Annotated in this window: 1 protein-coding gene; it reads right to left on the bottom strand. The window is 76.3% G+C overall.

Going from position 1 to position 3,345, the window contains the following annotated elements; translation table 11 throughout:
- A partial coding sequence (locus VR45_RS37405; RefSeq protein WP_045944401.1) for an EndoU domain-containing protein occupies positions 1-3,345 on the bottom strand: 3,345 nt, incomplete at both ends.

Below are 3,345 nucleotides of genomic sequence, written 5' to 3'. Positions count from 1 at the left end.
CCCTCGATCCGCACGCCGCCGTACTCGCCGGTGAACGTCCGGACGCCGGGGGCGATTTCGGTGAACGCGTCGCCGCCCCGGCGCAGCGCGTGCTGGTACGCCTGCTCGGCCGCGTACACCGCGTCGTCGGACGACCAGTGCTCGGGGAACATGGTGCGGTGGCGCTCGCCGGGCCGGGGGGCCGGCGCGGTCGCGAGGTCGCCGGCCAGCCGGTGGTGACCCGTCGTCGCCTCGGTGGCCGGGCCGTCGTGCACCCGGAAGGTGCCGTTGCGGTGCTCGGAGCCGGCGACCCGGGTCGGCCGCGGCCGGTCGGAGCCGGGCGGCGGGAGCAGGTGGCCGCCGTCGCGGCCGTCGCCGAACAGCGCGGTGCGCCGGGCGTCCTCGTTCACCGTCGGCCGGGGCGGGCGGGTGCCGTCGCGGCCCGGGCCGCGGTCGGTGCCGAAGGCGCTGTCGATGACGCCGCCCAGCTGCCGCAGGTTGCGGGCCTTCAGGACGGGCCGCGGGTCCTCGGTGTGCTCGCCGCCGTGCGGGTAGTCGGTGTCGAGCCTGGCCCGGCCGAAGCGGTCCCGGGTGGTGGCGCCCATCATGCCGCCGTCGTCGTGGACCGGGCGGACCCGGCCGGGGCGGGAGAGTTCGCGGTACTCGTCCGGGAGTCCGAGCAGGTGGCCGAGTTCGTGGACGACGGCCTTGGCCGGGGTGTCCAGGCCCCAGTTGAGGGCGTTCGGCCGGGACTGGGTCGGGTGGACGGTCACGGTGTGGTGGGCGGCGCGGGGGTTCTTCACGAACTCCATCCGCACCCGCAGCCGGTCGCCGCCGGGCAGCCGCTGGCCGAGGTCGTAGATCTCCGCCGTCCTGGCGCGGGCGTTCCTGGTCAGCTCCTTGAGGGCGTCCTTGGTGGCCCGCTTCGTCAGGTCCAGGTCCTTGGTGTCCAGATACACCTTGACGGTCACCAGTGACTCGGTGTCACCGTCGGCGAGCCTGATCCGGCTCACCGAGAACCGCTGGAGCCGCCGCTCCTCCAGCGCGCGCTCGAAGAGGTCCGCCGGCGGGACGACCTCGCGGGTCCCGAGCAGCCGCCGCCGCTCGGCCGTGGGCGCGGCCAGCTGGTCCGGGACCCGCTGGTCCGGCTGGGCCCAGAAGTCGCTGATCCGGCCGTTCTCCACCCGGACCGTCAGCCGCACCCCGGCGAACTCGCCGTGGCGCAGCGTCGGCGCGACCGTGCCCCCGGGCGGCACCGGGCCTGCCTGGGCCCGGAACGCGGAGCGCGCGACCACGCTCGCGGCGTAGCGGGCCTCGTCGGCGGTCCACGCGCGGGGCAGGTTGCGGCCCTCGGTCGGACGGTTCCACGCGGCCGGGGCGAAGAGCTCCCGCGCTCCGTCCAGCATCGTCTCGCCGGACACGGTGTGCGGCGGCGGCGGTGCCTGCTCCCGTGCGGCGGCCAGGACCGCGGCCGGTCCAGGACCGGTCGCCTCCTCGTGCAGCCGTGGCACGGCCTGCTGGAGCGAGAAGCCCTCGCCGGGGACGAACCGGATCTCGGTGGCGTCGGCGTCCCGGGTGAACCGCAGCCCGAGCTCCATCCGGGTGTTGCCGTCCCGTTGGCCCGCCAGCAGCTGGCCGGCGGCCCGGTGCAGCGTCGTCTGGGCGCGTACGAGGTCGGGCTGGGCGACGCCCTCGGTGCCGGTGACCCGGACCCGGGCGGTGAGCCGGACGACCTCGGAGCCGTCGGCCATCAGCTCGCGGCGGACCCGGACCGGCCCGAAGCCTGCCAGCTCCACCTCGTCTCCCCGGCCGACGGTCGGCGCCGAGCCGAGGTCGTACCTCGGGTCCCGGAACGCCTGGTGGGGGGACGGGCGGTGGCCCATGAAACTGCCGTCCGCGAGGTACATGCCCTCGATCCACACGCCGTCCGCGCGGCCGAGCTTGAAGGTGACGCCGTTCTCCACCCGGGTGAACAGGGTGTTCCCGAGCGCCTCGGTGACCCGCTCGCCGAGGCGCGCCGCGGTCCAGGTCTTCGGGTAGTACACGGTGCCGGGGTCGAGCAGCGAGCGGCTCCAGCGGGAGGGGAAGGCCGTCACCGGCGCGCCCGGCTCCACGGCGGGGTCCAGCCGCGCCTTGAAGACGCGGACCGTGCCGTTGGGCAGGGTCTCCTGCCGCTCGTCGTTCTGGAGGGCGGGCGGGCGGCGCGGGCCGTCCTGCAGGGTGCCGTCCGTCGCGGTGGGGTGCCAGGGGTTGGTCCGGGCCGGACCGGCCTGCCCGGCCTGCGCCGTCGCGAGGGGAACGGTGGCCGGCGGGGGCACCTCGCCGGACTGGTCCGCGGTGTGGTGCGCGGCGGCCGCCACCGGAGTGTTCGACAGCAGAGCGGCCGGCGCGGGGACATCGGAGTTCGGGTACGCCTGCGGGAGGACCAGGACGTCCGCGCCACCGGCGTGCGGTGCGTGCAGCAGCGGCCCCTCGCCGCCCGTGGCGGGCAGCGGCCCGGAGCCGCGCCGGGGCAGGGGACGGGAGCCCTGGGGCGGCGGGGTGTGCCCGTCCGCGGCCCGGAAGTCGATGATCTTGTAGCTGTGCCAGTCCCGGACCACGGTGATCAGGACGTCGCCGTAGCGCACCTGCTGGATCATCTCGGCCCCGACCCGCCGCTCGGATCCGATCTGATCGCCGCGGGCGGCCGCGTGGATCATCTCCTCGCGGGTCCACTGCGGCGGCAGGCCCCGGCCCGCGTCGGGCCGCAGGGACGGGCTGACCACGTCGTCCCCCACCGGGTCCGACGGCGGCCGGGAGACGGTGGCCGGGCGTTCGCCGGTACCGGGCGGGGCCGGTTCGGTGAGCGGGTAGGAGCGGTGCCCGTCCGCCGCCGGAGCGCCGGGCTGGTCGTCCGCCGGACGGTGGATCAGGTGGCGGCCGTCCCGGGTGATGCCCTCGATCCGGACGCCGTCGGCCACCCCCGTCCAGTGGACGGCGCCGTTCACGGTGCGCCGGTCGGTCGCGTTCCGGTGCGCCGATTCGACGGCGCCGAGGACCCGCAGCGGGTCCCAGGTCCGGGGGTAGAACATGTTGTCCGGGGCGTCCTCGCGCCGGTGCCAGCGGGAGTCGAACTCCGCCAGCCTGGAACCCGGGGACGCCACGGGGTCGAGGAACCAGACCGGGGCACGGTAGGTCCCGTTGGGGTTGGTGTGCACCGGTTCCCCGATGTCGATCCCGTGCACGGCCTTGGCCGCGTCCACCGGCTGGTGGTGCAGGCCGGTGAGGGTGAGCCGGTCGCCGAAGCGCACCAGGTCCTCGACGCGCCGGCCGAAGGCCCCGTCGGCGGGGCGCCACGGCAGGTGGGCGGCCGCGCCCAGGCCGCTC

Source organism: Streptomyces sp. NRRL S-495, assembly GCF_000966955.1.
Classification (GTDB): domain Bacteria; phylum Actinomycetota; class Actinomycetes; order Streptomycetales; family Streptomycetaceae; genus Kitasatospora; species Kitasatospora purpeofusca.
The sequence above is the reverse complement of the archived record's forward strand: the minus strand, read 5'-3'. Positions and strand labels throughout refer to the sequence as shown.